Annotated in this window: 14 protein-coding genes; all 14 read right to left on the minus strand. The window is 34.2% G+C overall.

Features of this window, described 5'->3' with window-relative positions; all coding sequences use genetic code 11:
• Positions 1–213: 213 nt before the first annotated feature.
• The 14 genes from whiA to HMPREF3239_RS04360 all read right to left on the minus strand — a co-directional run bounded on the left by whiA (position 214) and on the right by HMPREF3239_RS04360 (position 16,948).
• Positions 214–1,158, minus strand: a complete 945-nt coding sequence (whiA, locus tag HMPREF3239_RS04295) for a DNA-binding protein WhiA (protein WP_053029911.1) — start codon at positions 1,156–1,158, stop codon at positions 214–216.
• Positions 1,159–1,289: 131 nt separating this feature from the next.
• Positions 1,290–2,276, minus strand: a complete 987-nt coding sequence (gene yvcK / locus HMPREF3239_RS04300; protein ID WP_053029912.1) for a gluconeogenesis factor YvcK family protein — start codon at positions 2,274–2,276, stop codon at positions 1,290–1,292.
• A complete protein-coding gene (gene rapZ, locus HMPREF3239_RS04305; protein WP_070854838.1) occupies positions 2,273–3,187 on the minus strand; it encodes an RNase adapter RapZ in 915 nt (304 codons plus the stop codon). The genes yvcK and rapZ overlap by 4 nt, the downstream gene beginning before the upstream one ends.
• A gap of 201 nt (positions 3,188–3,388) precedes the next feature.
• A complete protein-coding gene (gene trxB, locus HMPREF3239_RS04310; RefSeq protein WP_053029914.1) occupies positions 3,389–4,330 on the minus strand; it encodes a thioredoxin-disulfide reductase in 942 nt (313 codons plus the stop codon).
• Between the two features lie 63 nt (positions 4,331–4,393).
• Positions 4,394–5,833 (minus strand): tetratricopeptide repeat protein, encoded by a 1,440-nt coding sequence (locus HMPREF3239_RS04315; RefSeq protein ID WP_070854839.1) that lies wholly within the window; start codon positions 5,831–5,833, stop codon positions 4,394–4,396.
• 16 nt (positions 5,834–5,849) lie between these two features.
• Positions 5,850–6,329 carry an acyltransferase gene (locus HMPREF3239_RS04320; RefSeq protein WP_070854840.1) on the minus strand — a complete coding sequence of 160 codons (480 nt, stop codon included), beginning with the start codon at positions 6,327–6,329 and terminating at the stop codon, positions 5,850–5,852.
• On the minus strand, positions 6,329–7,174 hold the full coding sequence (lgt, locus tag HMPREF3239_RS04325; protein WP_053029917.1) for a prolipoprotein diacylglyceryl transferase: 846 nt from the start codon (positions 7,172–7,174) through the stop codon (positions 6,329–6,331). The genes HMPREF3239_RS04320 and lgt overlap by 1 nt, the downstream gene beginning before the upstream one ends.
• 3 nt (positions 7,175–7,177) lie before the next feature.
• A complete protein-coding gene (gene hprK, locus HMPREF3239_RS04330) occupies positions 7,178–8,113 on the minus strand; it encodes an HPr(Ser) kinase/phosphatase (RefSeq protein ID WP_053029918.1) in 936 nt (311 codons plus the stop codon).
• A 449-nt stretch (positions 8,114–8,562) separates the two neighbouring features.
• A complete protein-coding gene (gene uvrA / locus HMPREF3239_RS04335) occupies positions 8,563–11,397 on the minus strand; it encodes an excinuclease ABC subunit UvrA (protein ID WP_070854841.1) in 2,835 nt (944 codons plus the stop codon).
• A 7-nt stretch (positions 11,398–11,404) separates the two neighbouring features.
• The gene (gene uvrB, locus HMPREF3239_RS04340) at positions 11,405–13,390 is read right to left on the minus strand and encodes an excinuclease ABC subunit UvrB (RefSeq protein WP_070854842.1); all 1,986 of its coding nucleotides are present in this window, start codon (positions 13,388–13,390) and stop codon (positions 11,405–11,407) included.
• A 451-nt stretch (positions 13,391–13,841) separates the two neighbouring features.
• Positions 13,842–14,069, minus strand: a complete 228-nt coding sequence (locus HMPREF3239_RS04345; protein ID WP_053029921.1) for a CsbA family protein — start codon at positions 14,067–14,069, stop codon at positions 13,842–13,844.
• 5 nt (positions 14,070–14,074) lie between these two features.
• Positions 14,075–14,716 (minus strand): YfbR-like 5'-deoxynucleotidase, encoded by a 642-nt coding sequence (locus HMPREF3239_RS04350; protein WP_070854843.1) that lies wholly within the window; start codon positions 14,714–14,716, stop codon positions 14,075–14,077.
• Between the two features lie 206 nt (positions 14,717–14,922).
• Positions 14,923–15,741, minus strand: a complete 819-nt coding sequence (locus tag HMPREF3239_RS04355) for an oxidoreductase (protein WP_070854844.1) — start codon at positions 15,739–15,741, stop codon at positions 14,923–14,925.
• A gap of 343 nt (positions 15,742–16,084) precedes the next feature.
• Complete coding sequence (locus HMPREF3239_RS04360; protein ID WP_176747946.1) at positions 16,085–16,948, minus strand: COG3942 and LysM peptidoglycan-binding domain-containing protein; 864 nt, start codon at positions 16,946–16,948, stop codon at positions 16,085–16,087.
• Between the last annotated feature and the right edge of the window lie 351 nt (positions 16,949–17,299).

Below are 17,299 nucleotides of genomic sequence, written 5' to 3' on the forward strand. Positions count from 1 at the left end.
AAGGATGACTAGAACTGAGAAAAGCTTGATTTAATCGCCTTCTCAGTTTAGTCCGCTACTGCGAATTCGCAAAATAGTATCACTATATTATTGCTGTCACAGGCTCTTTTTAGTTTGCCAGTTATTAAACTATTATAGAATACTAAATGCCATCAACATGTTAAGAACCTAATCCCTTACAAAAAAACTCGCCACTATGTGACGAGTTCGTACTTATAATTCAATTTTTTCGCCACTTCGAATTTTATCTGCAAGTTCATTTAGCTTTCTTAAGCGGTGATTTACTCCAGATTTCGATATAGCACCAGTTGAAACCATTTCTCCTAGTTCTTTTAAGGAGATTTCTTGATGCTCGACTCGAAGTTTTGCAATTTCTCTTAAGCGATCTGGTAAATTATCTAGTCCAATTTCTTGATCAATTAATTGAATGCTTTCTACTTGTTTCATAGCGGCACTTACCGTCTTATTAAGATTTGCAGTTTCACAATTCACTAAACGATTCACTGAATTTCTCATATCCCTAACAATTCGCACATCTTCAAACTTCAATAATGCTTGATATCCACCTATTAAACTAAGAAAATCAGATATTTTTTCGGCTTCTTTTAAATAAGCGATGCTACCCTTTTTGCGTTCTAAGTGTTTAGCATTTAAGCCATAGCTATTCATTAACTTAGTTAAACCTTCAGAATGATTCTCATATTGGGAGAATATTTCTAAATGATAGGATGATGTTTCAGGATTATTTACAGATCCTCCAGCTAAAAATGCGCCTCTCAAGTAACTTCTACGCATTTCATCATCTTTAATCATGCTAGCATCAATATCATGAACGAAAATACCATTTTTTAAAATACCTAGTTCGTCCAGAATTTCTTTCGCACGTACTTTTGTACGACAAATATAAATATTATTTTTCTTTAATTTCATTTTTTTACGCACAAGAATTTCAACTTCTACATTAAAAATGCGTTTAATTAATGAATAAATTCTTCTAGCAGTCGTAGCATTTTCTGTTTGAACATTAATTACGAATTGTTGATTAGATAGGCTAAGTGCACCGTTCATACGAATTAATGCGCTAAGCTCTGCTTTAGCATTGCTTTCATCAACTTCAATGCGTGTTAATTCATTTTTCATATCTGACGCAAAACTCATCACATTTCCCCCTCTAATCAAATTTATATATACATGTAATTAACATCCTATATTGTTACACGTTATTCTACGCATACATGATTACACATATGCTCTTTATCATACCATAGTTATACTGCCGATTAGAAGTGTTATTTTTCCGGTCTAAATTGAATCGTACTTGTCAATTCAAGGGCTAAATCATAGATTAATTTCGCTAACACTTTCGTATTATGACGCACTAAATGGTCATCTAAGATTTCAACTAAATTCGATGACGTAATGATCTTAATATTATGATCCGTTATTTTATGTTCATCCATAACAACTGGTTTGGCATTACGCTCTTTATAACGTTTTAAAACATTATCATCGTATTTATCATTACTACAAATGACATAATCGATAAAGTCACTGCCAGCATGATTATGTATCGCTTGAATATGATCCATAACATCGTAATCCGATGTTTCTCCAGGTTGAGTCATAACATTAGATATATATAATTTAGGCGCATTTGAGCGTAAGATAGCATCCGACATACCTTTAACACATAAGTTTGAAATCACACTAGTATATAACGAACCAGGTCCGAGTACGATTAAATCTGCATCTTCTAGTGCGTCAATCGCTTCTTCCATAGGCTCAACATTTTCAGGCTCTAAAAAGACACGCTCAATACGTTTGTTTTTCTTTGGTATTTGAGATTCACCGCGTACAATTTCTCCATCTTCTAACACTGCATTTAACATCACATTCGTGTTCGTAGATGGAATCACTTTGCCTTTAATATTTAATATTTTACTTAATTCTTTTACCGCATGACCAAAGTCATTCTTAATATTGGTTAAAGCAGCTAATAATAAATTGCCAAGTGAATGTCCTTCAATTTGATTTTCTTTGAAACGATATTGAAATAACTCTTCTATGACTGGTTCTGCATCACTTAATGCTGCAATAACATTTCTAATATCGCCTGGTGCCGGTATATCCATTTCACTACGGATTTTACCAGTACTACCACCGTCATCCGCTACAGTAACGATGGCTGTAATATCGATGGGGTACTCTCTTAATCCCCTTGCTAATACTGATAGACCTGTTCCACCGCCTATAAGTACAATCTTTAATTGTTTCATTTTTTCACGCCACTTTCGATATGTGCATCTCTATGATGAACATAAACATTATAATCAAATATGTCTGTTAATTCTTCACTAATACGTTTAGCTAACGCAACAGATCGGTGTTGACCTCCTGTACAACCTATTGCAATCACTAATTGAGATTTACCCTCTTTTTTGTAACCAGGTATCATAAATTTCAATAAATCCATTAATTTTTCGAAAAATATTTCAGTTTCTTTCCATTTCATAACATAATGATAAACGGGTTCGTCTTCTCCCGTCATCGGTCTTAAGTCTTCAACATAATAAGGATTTGGAAGGAAACGAACATCGAACACTAAATCTGCATCTTTTTGTATGCCATGTTTAAATCCGAAACTTGAAACATTAATACTAAATGATTTAAAATTGTCATCTTGGAATTTTTCTTTAACCTTTGTTTTAAGCTCTTTCGTCTTCATTTGTGTTGTATCTACGATGTAATTAGCAATTGAGCGAATATTACTAAGCAATTGCTTTTCTTCTAAAATTGAATCTATTAATGACATTTGACCATTTTCATTCAAAGGATGTGCACGTCTAGATTCTTTATATCTCGAGATTAACTTTTCCGTTTCCGCTTCTAAAAACATGACATCTACAATAACATCATTTCTACTTTTAATTGCATCAATTTCTTCCACTAACGACTTGAATAATTCTTTCCCTCTTAAATCAATCGCGATTGCTACTTTTTGCAAAGAAGGATTTCCTTGTTCCATTAATTCAACAAATTTGGGAAGTAATATCGGAGGTAAGTTATCAACACAGAAGTAACCAATATCTTCTAAACATTGGATAACTACGGATTTACCAGCACCTGATAGACCTGTTACTACTAATAGTTCACTTTTACTCATTTCATTTTCATTATGGTTCGTCATTTTGACACCGCCTAGTTTATCTTTTTAACGTAAATATACGTTCACGACTATAGTTAATTTACCTTCATAATATCATATGAACGACTTATCGTAACGATTAATGCGATATAAGTAGTTAGTAGTTTGCGCACCCATAAAAAAAGGCTAGAACCCATGTTTAAATCACAATCAAATGTGATGACACGTTCTAGCCTTACTTAATTATGCTTCTTCTTTATCTTTTAATTCTTCAATGTAATCAATAGCGCTCTGAGCTGCTATACTACCATCACCAGTTGCTGTTACAATTTGTCGTAAGCCTTTATCTCTTACATCTCCAGCAGCAAAAATACCTGGTACTGTTGTACTCATATTGTCTTCCGTTACAATATAGCCCATGTCGTTTGTAATTCCTAAATTAACAAATGGTGCTGTTAATGGTTTCATACCAATATAAATGAATACACCATCTGCATCTAACGTTTGTTCTGAGGCATCTTTAGTTGAAACAAGTGTTACAGAGCCTACTTTACCATCTTTTTCGTTAATAGATTTTAATGTGTGGCTCCAAATAAAATCAATTTTGTCGTTTTTGAACGCACGATCTTGTAAGATTTTCTGCGCTCTTAATTCATCTCTTCTGTGTACAATGGTAACTTTGTCCGCGAATTTAGTTAGGAATGCTCCTTCTTCAACTGCAGAATCACCGCCACCTATTACAAATAAGTTTTTATTTTTAAAGAAGGCGCCATCACACACTGCACAATAACTTACACCACGTCCACCTAGTTCTTGTTCTCCAGGGACACCAATTTTTTTGTATTCGGCACCTGTTGAAATAATCACAGCACGTGCTGTTATTTCTTTATTACCTAGGTTAATTTCTTTATAGTCACCTTTATCTTCAATAGATTTGATATCTCCATATTGATATTCGGCACCAAATTTTTTAGCGTGTTCAAACATTTTGGTAGATAAATCCGGACCTGTAATCATTTCAAATCCTGGGAAGTTCTCTACTTCTTCTGTGTTAGCCATTTGGCCACCAGGCATGCCTCGTTCAATCATTACTGTGCTTAAATTTGCACGTGATGCATAAACTGCTGCAGTCATACCAGCAGGTCCTGCGCCGATAATTGCAACATCATAATTTACTTCTGTCATTTCTATGCCTCCTACGTTTTTAATATCATGCGCATTATATATTATTATTTGAAATCTTTAAATTTATATGCTCAATAATTGATTAATCGCACTATCTAACTTGTAACGCGATACATTAAACAATGTCATGATTTTCTTTTTAGTTACATGACTATGATAATAACGATGATATAAATATGCATGTGCAGCTACATATCTATCAACTTCGCTTAAATCAACTTCATTCGCAATTAATCCTTCGCCTTTATCAATCCAACTTATAAATAATTCCGTATCCTTGTGTATTTCATCCATTTCATACAAACGCACTAAACCTTTATGAATGAAATCTAATTTGTTTAAATGTAAACCTTGAACTAAATACGTAAGGTAAAGTTTCTCATAGTCATTCATTTTTTCTAAAATAGACCAAATCTCTTGCGTCATTAATATTTCTTTACCATTTAATTGATTTAATAAAAAGACACCATAAAGTCTATAATGACTATCATCATCTAATAACAATGGTAGTATCTTTTGATCAAAAGCTTGTTTACTCTCTTCTAGTACCCAAGGTGCATAACCAACATCTACTTTAGATATTTGAAGTAATTTATCCCAAAAGAATTGACTCTGTTCTTTATTTCCAAGGTAATAATAATTAAAACTCAATGCGTTAAACATTTGAATTGAAGCGAATTTCCCCTTCTTATATAGAGGTAATAATATTTGTTGAGACGCTTCATATTGTTTTAAATAACTTAGTACGATACCTAATTTAAAACTTTCATCATCGTTCATAGGCATAACTTTACTTAATATTTTAAGATATTTATGATATTTGTCTTTTTCATTGGTATTGTAAAGTAGCAATGTATAGTGACATAACGCGTGTACATCTGAATTATCTTCAGATAGCAATGCTTCAAACATGTCTTTAGCAATATCATATTCACTTAAATATAAATAGCACATGGCTAGTAAGTTGCGAATCACTCTATGCTCTTGAATAACATCATCTTGATTCAATATATACGTACGTGCATCTTGCAATCGTCCTTGAGAAAATAAATATTGGAATAATAGTTGTGTAGCAAAAAGCTGTGCTTCGAGTTGAATTTTTTCTTCACTCATATATGACACTTCGAAGGTCTTTTCTAATTCTTCTCTGAAATCTTTATCATCTGTTAAAATCACATAATTAATACCAAACAAGAAGGCCTTGTTTGGCTCATTAAGGTCGATGTTTAATTGACTAAGCTCATAATAGCTATCTGCTACATTTTGCCCTTCAATAATACTGTCATAAAACAAATGCTCTGCTCGTCTACCTAAATGAAGTTTATTTAAGCAATGGGCATACTTTAACTTTATATCAAAATCTTGCGGTGACAAATCAAGCACTTTTTTATAGTATTCTGCTGCTTTATTGAAATCTTGTGTTTTATATTTTTGATTCGCCATTTTACGATAAAATGGTTCATCAAATTTCATTGAAATAATTTTATCATTGTTTTGCGCCATTCTTTGTCACCTCTCTTTATTTATAATGAATGTGCATAGGATTGCCATATGCAACGGCATCATCTGGTATATCTTTCGACACAATTGTGCCGGCTTTCACAACCACATGATTACCTATATTTACACCTGGTAATATTGTCGAATTCGCACCAATTAAAGTTTGATCACCTATTCTAACTGGACCATAGCGATATTCATCTACTAATACCTCATGCGTTAATATTGTTGTATTATAACCAATTACTGTATTATTGCCAATGGTTATGAGTTGGGGATAAAACAAGTCTGGCATGACCTTATAGGCTATAGCTGTATTATGGCCAATGGACATGTTCAATAAATGGATGTATAGCCATCTTTTCCAACTTAAATTCGGTATAAAGCGACAAATTTCAATAATCATAGTATTCCTAAGAACTCTCGGGAAACGTACAAAACGATAAATTCGCCATAATGGATTAATCTTATGATGACCATCTTTCGTTAATCGTCTCATTATTTTACTTTACCCTTAGGACTAGGCCATGATAATGGGCCTGCCTCTTTATATAATGGTGGTTGATGTTTAATACGACGATAAATCATTAGCGCTAATCCAATCACAATCAAAATGACTGAAACAAGTTGGGCTACTCTAATGTTACTTGTTAACATCAAACTATCAGTTCTTAGACCCTCTACGAAGAAACGTCCAATGGAATACCAAATTAAATATAATGTGAATGTTTCACCCACACGTAAATGCTTTCTAAATGTAATTAAGATGATAAAGCCTAATACATCCCATATTGATTCGTATAAAAATGTGGGATGGTAGTACACACCTTCTATATACATATTACGGATAATGAACTCTGGAATATGTAAGTTTTCAAGAAATGTTCTTTGAACTGGGCCACCATGAGCTTCATGATTCATAAAGTTTCCCCAACGCCCAATACCTTGAGCTAATATAATACTTGGTGCCACAATGTCACCTATTTGGAACGGATTAAGATTTTTTACTTTGCATACAATTATACCGGTAATAAATCCGCCTAGAAGACCACCATGTATTGCTATACCACCATGCCATATCATTGGAATTTCAATAGGGTTTTGCATGTAATATGGCCATTGAAAAATCACAAAATAAATTCGAGCAGTGATGAATCCAAAAATGGCACTATAAAAGATGACATCAACAAGCGTATCTTTATGTAGTCCAACATATTTCAAACTTTCTTGAGCTATAAAATATCCAATGAGAATACCTACAGCAATAATGATACCGTACCATTTTATTGAGAGTGGTCCTAAATTAAATGCAGTAGGGTCAATATAATTCAAATTTAAAAGCATGATCTAGCTCTCCTTGCTTTGATGACCTTTTTTTAGGATTTCTTCATTTAATCGTTGGTTAAACTCTTCTGCAGTATTAATGCCCATTATATTCAGGCGATAGTTCATTGCTGCAACTTCTATAATAACTGCCACGTTTCGTCCTGGACGTACAGGAATCGTTTTTTTAGTGATTTCTGTATCAAGAATTTGTAATGTTTCTTCATTTAATCCAACTCGGTCATACAATTTATCTTTATCCCAATTTTCAAGGTTGATGTTCAAACGAATTTGTTTCTGTGTAAGTATAGAGCCTGCACCAAACAATGTCATAACATTGATGATACCAAGGCCTCTAATTTCGAGTAAGTGTTCAATCAATTTGGGTGGTGTGCCTATTAATTCATCTTTTGTTATTTCACGAATTTCGACATTATCGTCTGCTACAAGTCGGTGTCCTCGTTTCACTAATTCAAGTGCCGTCTCACTTTTACCTATACCAGAATCTCCGGTGATTAATACACCAACACCGTAAACATCGACCAATACACCATGTAATGATGTCGTCTTAGCTAATTCGTGTTCTAAGAACGTTGTTAATCGACTCATCAAACTTGTCGTTGCATCTTTAGATACGATCAGTGGTGTATCCATTTCTTGAGCTGCTTCTATCAACTCTTGTGGCGGTTCTAATCCTCTAGTCACTATGATTGCAGGTGTTTCGGGACGACATAATTTTCTCATTCGTCCGTGACGTTCCTCATCAGGTAATAAATTATAAAACGATAATTCCGTTGTTCCTAATAGTTGGATACGATCTGCAGCATAATGTGAAAAATAGCCAGCCATTTCCAAACCCGGTCTTGATATATCTGTATTTTTAATCGGTTTATGTAATCCTTTTTCACCTGTAAATAATTCTAATTTAAGTAATTTGACTAATTTCTCTGTCGTTAACATGAGTTCACCTCAAAATTTTCACTTGAATTCATTCATCTATTATCATATCAAAAATAAAGACAAGATTAATATAAAAAAGAAGAATTCCTAAGATATTTGTTTCGTTCACATTTTACAACACACTCAAAAGGGAGTGGGAGAGAATTCTTAATAAATTCGTCGTCCCACCCCCGCAAGGGTGACTAGAACTGAGAAAAGCTTGATTTGAGCGCCTTCTCAGTTCAGTCAGCTACTGCGAATTTGCAAAATAGCTTCATTAGATTATTTTTGTCCCGGACTCTATATGGGTCTCGAGTGTCAGGAAAACTTAATTTGTAAGTTTTATGATTTAATGCCCCATTCCCAAGCCTACTCATCTTGTAGATTTTGTAGTTAAAATTTAATAACTAAGCCACCTTGTGCATTACTAATCATTCTTCGTCTTTATAGTTTCCTGACGCTAGGTTTAGTTATTCAACTTTATCGCGTTCGAGTACTGTTTTTAAATATTTACCTGTGTATGACGATGATACATTAGCAATCTCTTCAGGCGTACCTGTGGCAACAAGTGTACCCCCACCATCGCCACCTTCAGGTCCTAAATCGATAATGTGATCTGCTGTTTTGATGACATCTAAATTATGTTCTATGATGACAACTGTATCGCCATTTTCAACTAGTCGATTCAATACTTTTAGCAATCGGCTAATATCATCAACGTGTAGACCCGTCGTCGGCTCATCTAGAATGTAGATAGAACGTCCAGTTGAACGTTTGTGCAATTCTGATGCTAATTTAACACGTTGTGCTTCCCCACCTGATAAAGTTGTAGCTTGTTGGCCGAGCGTGATATAACCTAAGCCAACATCCACAAGTGTTTGTAATTTACGGTGTATTTTCGGGATATTTTCAAAGAAATATGCAGCTTCTTCCACCGTCATTTCAAGTAATTCGGCAATATTTTTACCTTTATATGTTACTTCTAATGTTTCACGGTTGTAACGTTTACCATCACACACTTCACAAGGGACATACACATCAGGTAAAAAGTGCATCTCAATTTTGATAATGCCATCGCCTTTACAAGCTTCACAACGTCCACCTTTAACATTAAAACTGAAGCGTCCTTTTTGATAACCACGAATTTTAGCTTCGTTAGTTTGAGCGAATACATCGCGAATATCATCAAATACGCCAGTATAAGTAGCTGGGTTAGAACGTGGTGTTCTACCAATTGGTGATTGGTCAATATCTATTATTTTATCTAACTGGTCAATGCCTTCAATGCTATCATATGCACCTGGCTTAACTTTAGATTTATTTATTTTTTGAGCTAAAGATTTATATAATACTTCGTTTACTAATGAACTTTTACCGGAACCTGATACACCAGTCACAACGGTCATTACAGATAACGGAATATCAACGTCCACACCTTTTAAATTGTTACTTCTTGCACCTTTAATACTGATTTTGCGATCTGTCACTTCTCGACGATGTTCAGGGACATCAATACGTTTCTTACCGCTTAAATATTGACCTGTTAAAGATTTTTTGTCTTTCATCACTTTGCTTGGTGTACCACTAGAAACAATTTCTCCACCGTGATTCCCCGCACCAGGACCGACATCTACAAGGTAGTCCGCAGCACGCATCGTGTCATCATCGTGTTCAACAACTATAAGTGTGTTACCTAAATCACGCATTTCTTTCAGTGTACTTATTAATCGGTCATTATCACGTTGATGTAGACCAATAGACGGCTCATCAAGCACATATAGCACACCTGTTAAGCGTGAACCTATTTGTGTGGCTAATCGAATTCGTTGTGCTTCACCACCAGAAAGTGTACCTGATGCACGATTAAGTGTTAAATACTCTAATCCAACATTATTTAAAAATGATAATCTTGAAATAATTTCTTTTAATATTTGATTTGCAATTGCACTATCTTGTTCGGATAGTTCAATATTTTCGTAATAATTTAATGCATTTTTAATAGAATATTCCACTACTTCACCAATGTTATATCCACCAACGTAAACAGATAGTGCTTCTTTGCTTAGGCGTTTACCATGACATGTTTCACATGGCAATTCTGTCATATATTTACTCATCATTTCACGTGTATATTCCGATGGTGATTCATGATAGCGACGGTCAATGTTGGCAACAACACCTTCGAACTTCATTCTTCGATGACGTGTACCTCCATTTCGACTGTGGAAAGAAAAATCAATTTCTTTATCTCCTGAACCATGCATTAATATATTTTTCTGTCTGTCAGTTAATTTTTTATAAGGTTTATCCATATTTATTTTATAAACGTCGCATACGCGTTTTAATAATGTTGGATAAAAATCAGAACTTGTTGGTTCCCAAGGTTCAATAGCACCTTCATTCAAAGTTTTGTTAGGGTCTGGTACCACTAAATCAAGATCGACAGTCAGTTTTTGGCCTAGACCGTCACAAGTTGGACATGCGCCAAACGGACTATTAAAACTAAACATTCTAGGTTCTAATTCACCGATAGAGAATCCGCAAATTGGACAAGCGTGATTTTCAGAGAATTTAAGATCTTCGCCATCGATCACATCGACAGTAATATTACCTTCCGCTAATTCTAAACCTGTTTCTATTGAATCTGCTAAACGTGTTTCAATGCCTGATTTTACGACTAATCTATCTACAACTACCTCGATAGTATGATTTTTATTTTTATCTAATTCTGGCACTTCATTAACATCAACAATTTCGCCATCGACTCTCAGACGTACATAGCCCTTTTTACCAATATCTGCGATAAGTTTCTCATGGCTACCCTTTCTATGAGATACAATGGGTGCTAAAATTTGAATTTTAGTACGTTCCTCAAGCTCAAGTATACGGTCAACCATTTGTTGAACGGTTTGTGATTCAATTTCAATATTATGATTTGGACAATATGGCTTGCCTATTCGTGCGTAAAGTAAACGTATATAATCATAAATTTCAGTTACAGTCGCTACAGTAGAGCGAGGGTTTTTACTTGTTGTTTTTTGATCAATTGAAATTGCTGGAGATAATCCTTCGATGGTATCCACATCTGGTTTATCCATTTGACCCAAAAATTGGCGCGCATATGCACTTAATGATTCGACGTATCGTCTTTGACCTTCAGCATAAATCGTGTCAAAAGCTAAAGATGATTTACCTGATCCTGATAAGCCTGTCATAACAATAAGTTTATTTTTAGGAAGTTCTATATCTACATTTTTTAAATTATGTGCGCGTGCGCCTTTTACTACAATACTTGGTCCCTTCATTTAACTGTCACCCTTCTGCTTTTAATTCAAATAACATATCTCTTAATTCCGTTGCTCTTTCGAAGTCTAAATCTTTAGCTGCTTTTTTCATTTCTTTTTCTATATTCTCAATCGTTTTTTGTCTTTCTTTTTTAGTCATTTTCTTAGGTAGTTCAGTTTGTTGTTTGTCATTTGTTTCATCATTATCTACGGTAGCACTAATAACATCATGAATCTTTTTGTTAATTGTTTTTGGCGTGATACCATATTTTTCATTATGTGCCATTTGTATATTACGACGTCTTTGTGTTTCATCAAGTGCATATTGCATTGAGTCGGTGATTTTATCAGCATACATGATAACTTCACCTTTCTCATTACGCGCCGCACGACCAATGGTTTGAATTAATGAACGGTTTGAACGTAGGAAACCTTCTTTATCCGCATCTAAAATGACTACTAATGAAACTTCAGGTATATCGATACCTTCCCTTAGTAAGTTAATACCTACAACAACATCATATGTTCCCATTCTTAAGTCACGAATGATTTCAATACGCTCTAACGTTTTAATTTCTGAGTGCAGGTAATTCACTTTAATTCCCGCTTCTTTCATATAAGTGGTTAAGTCCTCACTCATTTTCTTAGTTAATGTAGTGACTAGGACACGTTCGTCCCTATCAATGCGTTCTTGAATTTCACTAAGTAAATCATCAATTTGATTCTTAGTTGGTCTCACATCAATCTTAGGATCTAAAAGACCCGTTGGACGGATAATTTGTTCAACCATCTCATCAGTATGTTCAATTTCATATGGTCCTGGTGTCGCTGAGACATATACTAATTGATTTGTTTTTTGTTCAAATTCTTCAAATTTTAATGGTCGGTTATCCATCGCACTTGGCAAACGGAAACCATGATCAACGAGCACTTGTTTACGTGCGCGGTCACCATTGAACATGCCTCTAATTTGAGGTAATGTCACGTGAGACTCGTCTATCATGACTAACCAATTATCACCAAAGTAATCTAGCAATGTATAAGGCGTTGAACCTAAAGGTCTTAATGTTAAGTGAACAGAATAATTCTCTATACCCGAACAGAAGCCCATTTCTCTCATCATTTCTAAGTCATAATTTGTGCGTTGCTCTAAACGTTGTGCTTCTAATAACTTGTTCTCATCTTTTAATTCTTTTAATCGTTCTTCTAATTCTTTCTCGATACGCTCTATTGCGATTTTCATTTTTTCTTCACGTGTTACGAAGTGAGAAGCAGGGAAAATAGCGAAATGCTCGCGTTCACGAATGACTTCCCCTGTTAAATAATTGACTTCTCGAATGCGATCAATCTCATCGCCAAAGAATTCAACGCGAATACACATCTCTTCGCGTGAAGCTGGGAAAATTTCGACAACATCACCACGTACTCTAAATGTACCACGTTGGAAATCAATATCATTTCTAGAATATTGTACATCCACAAGTTTACGAAGAAGTTCACTTCGGTCCATCTCCATACCAACTCGAACACTTACTACTAAATCTTTATATTCTTCTGGGTTACCTAAACCATAAATACAACTTACACTGGCAATGATAATGACATCATCACGTTCAAATAATGCACTCGTTGCAGAATGTCGTAGTTGGTCAATTTCATCATTAATTGAGGCATCTTTCTCAATAAATGTATCGGTTGAAGGTACATAAGCTTCTGGTTGATAATAATCATAATAACTAACAAAATACTCCACCCTATTCTCCGGGAAGAACTCTTTAAACTCACTATAAAGTTGTCCTGCTAGCGTTTTATTATGTGCAATGATGAGCGTTGGTTTACCCACTTCTTTAATTACATTACTCATCGTGAATGTTTTACCTGTACCAGTCGCACCTAACAGCGTTTGATGACGCTTACCTTCTTTAACACCTTCCACTATTTTCTCGATTGCTTGTGGCTGGTCCCCTTGCGGATCAAACTCAGAATTCAATTTAAACGGGTAATGTTCCACCATTTTGACAAGCGCCTCCTTGAATTAAACATTCATTTCTATTACTTTTTTAAAGGTTTTATTTACTTATATTTATGTACTAAACCGAAGTTTTGATCTTTATAAATTGCATAGTATATTACAATCATATTGTAATGAGATTAACAGTGACACGCACACGTCGTACTTATAAATTGATATACTTATTAATTACCTATTATTGAAATAATATGCTCACTTAAGGTTATTTTATCAAATATACAAAGAAAAATACAAACGTTTGTTCGCTTACGTTTGTATTTTAAAAAATGTATCGCTATTTTGTATTCCACTCATGTATGTGATTTATTCATATCTCATCTATTGATGCCACGCACTTATATATATTTATTGTCTTTACGCTTCAATGTACATATTGTGTATTTACACTATAAATCAACTGACTTTTACATTCAAAAGTTCTGTTTCATAATGTTTATTCTTGATGCTTATGAAATTCAAGATTATCTATGATGACGTATCCAGCTAATAAAGAAACGACATCAATAAAAATAATCCACTCATTATGAAAGAAACCTTTATAAATAGAAGCTGCTATCAAAATAAGTGTAACAATCACACCAACCCACTTGCTTCGTGTTATGACACTAAACAACACAACTAGTACACATGGAAAAAATGCAGCTAGCGCGTACCAAATCATTCAACTCACCCATTTCTTCGATTTAAAATCGCCATTGTAGTTTCTCGCAATTCTGCACGAGGAATGAAATTCTCTGTCAACATTTCTGGTATTACATTTTCAATAAAGTCATGAACAGAACTTAAATGATCAAATTGCATAATTGTTTCTAAACTATTTTCATAAATTTCAAAGAATAAGTCTTCAGGATTACGTTTTTGAATTTCTCCGAACGTTTCATATAGTAAATCAATCTTGTCGGCCACAGATAAAATTTGACCTTCTAGTGAATCATCTTTACCCTCTTGAAGTCGTTTTCGATAAATATCTTTGTAAGGTTCAGGTATTTCTTCATTAATAAACGTGTCCACCATATCTTGTTCAACTTGTGAAAATAACATTTTCAATTCTGTTTTAGCATACTTAACTGGTGTTTTGATATCTCCAGTAAACACTTCCGCAAAATCATGATTCAATGCTTTTTCATATAAACTTTTCCAATCAATGGTATTCCCATGATATTCTTCTACAGTTGCTAAATATTGGGCAATCTTAGTGACTTTGAAAGAGTGCGCAGCAACGTTATGTTCAAAGTATTTAAATTTACCTGGTAAACGAATTAATTTTTCTAAATCTGAAAGTCTTTTAAAGTATTGATGAACACCCATATTACCTTACCTCCATGCTTTATTAAATAAAGATTATACTTACATTTATTATATCAATCAACATTTCTATGAGAAGTGTCAATTCTTTATACATTGTAGAAGGTTAAAATAGTATAAAAATAAGACGCCTCAGTATTGTTCACGCTTAAATGAACGATCGAGGTGCCTTATGTATACAATTTATCAAATGGTTATATTGTGGTGTTTTAAATTGAATTTGAGGCTTTCATCATTTTATCGAATACTTTGGTTAGCAATATAGCATGTAAAAACACAAGGGGTTTAGCTGCAAAGCCTATTAGATAACGTGGTTTCGGTTTATTACTATCTATGGCTTTTGAAATCGCTTTTGTAACGACCATTGGATTTGAAAGCAAATTAGAATGATATTGCTTCTTCATACTTTCAGCCACTTTCATCGCAGTAGCTTCATAGGCACCGCCTTTTGCAGAATCAGCTAATTTATCAGCGGCGATGATACCCCAATCTGTTTTAATCCCACCTGGTTCAATAATAGATACTTCTATCCCGAATGCTTCGACTTCCATTCGTAAAGCATCGCTAAAAGCTTCTAATGCATATTTCGTAGCATGATACCAAGCGCCAAAATATGTTGTAAGTCGTCCACCCATCGATGAAATGTTAATGATATGTCCTGACTGTTGCGCTCTCATATGTGGTAAAACAAGCTGTGTAATACGTGCTAAACCAAATAGATTTACTTCAAATTGCTGTTTCGCTTCTTCAATTGTGACGTCTTCGATTGCACCATATGAACCATAACCGGCATTATTTACGAGAACATCAATTCTTCCTTCGTTTGCGATGATTGTATCGATGGCCGTTTTCATCGATGCTTCATTTGTTAAATCTAATTTTAAAGGGGTTACTTGTTTTAAATTTTCAAGGCTTTCTATTCTACGACCAGCGCCATAAACGATATTACCCTGTGCTGCTAGATATTCAGCCGTTTTATAACCAATACCACTCGTTGCTCCTGTAATTAAAATGACTTTTCTCACCATTAATTCCACCTTATTATTTTATTTTGAAATTACGATTATGCGTAAAAAATCGCAAATCAATTATTAAAATAGTCGCTTACACTAAGCGTACTTCAATACATAACAATTATTTCATTTTCTTTTATTATCCAATATATACTAGTTACATAGAAATGTATTGTGATAAGTATTTTAATTAAAGATTAAATTGGTTTCCTATACCTCGTTCATTCATTTAATCGTTCTATTATTTTCTAGGAAATGACATTACTTATAAAATAAAGAGTTCAATGACTATGCTAAATCACATAGCCATTGAACTCTGACGACTGAATATATTAAAAATAGTATCTAAACATATTTATTAGTGAATAAAGTTATAACTTGAAGTATTGGTAATTGTTCTATTAGTGACATGGTTATAGTGTCCGTTCCAGTTCATTTCTGAAACATATACCGAACCATCTTGATTCACATGTTCCACAACACCTACATGACCATAATAACCTGCAGTTGTTTGGAAAATTGCACCTACTTCAGGACGATTATCTACTGTTAATCCAGCATTTTTCGCTGAGTATGCCCAGTTATTTGCGTTACCCCAATAACTTCCAATTGCGCGCCCTAATTGTTGGCGACGATCAAATGCATAGTATGTACAATTTCCGTAACTATAACGGTTACCTTGATTGGCAGTTGTAATATGTTGATATGATACTGGTGAATTTACTGATGATTGGTATGTGTCATTCGTTGTAGGCGCAGGTGCACTTGTAGGTACAACATTGTAACTAGACACATTTGTTGTGCTAGCACTTACTGATTGAGCTACTACATCTGCTTGATTATAGCCTGTTGTTTCTGTATACGTTTGTGCATAATTAATCTCTTTATTTTCTAATTTTGCTGCACCTTTGTCACTTACCGCTATTAAATCACCTGGATAAATTAATGACGTTACACCTGGATTAAGGCTATAGAGTTGTTCTAACGATAAATGATGTGATAAAGCAATTTGATATAACGTATCGCCAGCTTTAACTTTAACGATATCTTTATCTGTTAACCCTAAGTTTGTTTCTTGTGCCACTTGGCCATCATAAGCATTTGCTTGGTGTGATGTTGTATGTGTTGAAGTTGTATGTGTCGTTTCTTGCGCATTAGCTAAACCACTTAAACCTGCTAAAGCCGCAATTGAAGTAAATGTTACTGTAAGCGTCTTATTTATCATGCTGTCATTCCTTTGTCGTTTTATATTATTCTTAATTTATACTCTAGCACACCGCATTTCGTGTGTGTTCAATGTTATCGGCTTGTAATATAAAGGTTAAAAAGGACTTCAAGAACATGTAAAAAGACGTACTCTAGTAATAATTAATATTACATTTTACATTTATTTAGCTACTATTTATGTTTTATAAATAATTTGAGCCTGGGACATAAATAATATGATGATTCGCAGTAGCTTACTGAACTGAAAATGCGCTTAAAGCAAGCTTTTCTCAGTTCTAGTCATCCTTGCGGGCGGGGCCCCAACAAAGAGAATTTCATCAAGAAATTCTACAAGCTAAGCAAGCTG

Source organism: Staphylococcus sp. HMSC34C02 (genome assembly GCF_001838705.1).
Lineage (GTDB): Bacteria > Bacillota > Bacilli > Staphylococcales > Staphylococcaceae > Staphylococcus > Staphylococcus borealis.